Below are 909 nucleotides of genomic sequence, written 5' to 3'. Positions count from 1 at the left end.
TTTCTTCATTTTCAAGATGGAAATTAATATTAAAATATTGGCTAGAAGGATTAGGTGAAATTTTAAAATCAATTAATTGTTCTGGATCGCTTGTTTGATTGATCATATCTGTTCGAGTAAACATCACATTTCTAATATAAGAACCAAAAGCAGTCACTGCTGTGAATATCATATTGATGGTCATATCTTGTTTTAAAACTTCAAATTGCGATATTGAGTTTTCCACTGGAAAAACAATCGATTCCCAATTATTATTATTCTTATAATAATGAACCACAATCCATTTGTCCTCTATTTCTATTTTTTCTCTATGAAATACGTTGGGATGATTCTGATTATCGATTATTATTCTTTGGTTGTTTTTTCCATCTCCTAGATAGGTAGGTATGTCCCATGTTTCGTTTTCATTTTGTGAGTTATAATATGTTGTGCTCACTAGGTCACCTGCTTGTACGATCTTTTCTTGCCACGCTAAATGTGGTCTTGCATCATCATCTAGATCAATATCAAACCCTACCGAGGAATAACCTTCACCAAATTCCTCAAAGCCACTCCATTCGTCACTGTCATAATTATAATAAAAATAGATAGGTTTATCATCATAACTATTTTCATTCTGATAATGATGAACACCTATCCAATGCAGGTTATTATCAGAATCGACGACTGAATTCATGAAAGCATGAAATTCATTATTATCATAAGGAATAATTATATCACTCCATGTCTCACTTTCATAATACCGATAAAAAGATGTTCCATTATTATCCCATCTATACCAAAAACAATAAACCCTATCATTATGATCAATCAGCAGTTTGTTGTGATATGATAAAAGTGTGTCAGGAGTTAATTCAAAAGGATCACTCCAATTTTCCCCGTTATACATTTGATAATAAATCTGAATGG

Annotated in this window: 1 protein-coding gene; it reads right to left on the bottom strand. The window is 31.5% G+C overall.

Annotated elements, in window-relative coordinates; all coding sequences use genetic code 11:
• A partial coding sequence (locus tag HNS38_RS20110) for a hypothetical protein (protein ID WP_216663809.1) occupies positions 1–909 on the bottom strand: 909 nt, incomplete at both ends.

It is taken from the genome of Lentimicrobium sp. L6 (genome assembly GCF_013166655.1).
Lineage (GTDB): Bacteria > Bacteroidota > Bacteroidia > Bacteroidales > UBA12170 > UBA12170.
Note: the sequence above shows the minus strand (reverse complement) of the source record. Positions and strands in the feature narration are given on the sequence as shown.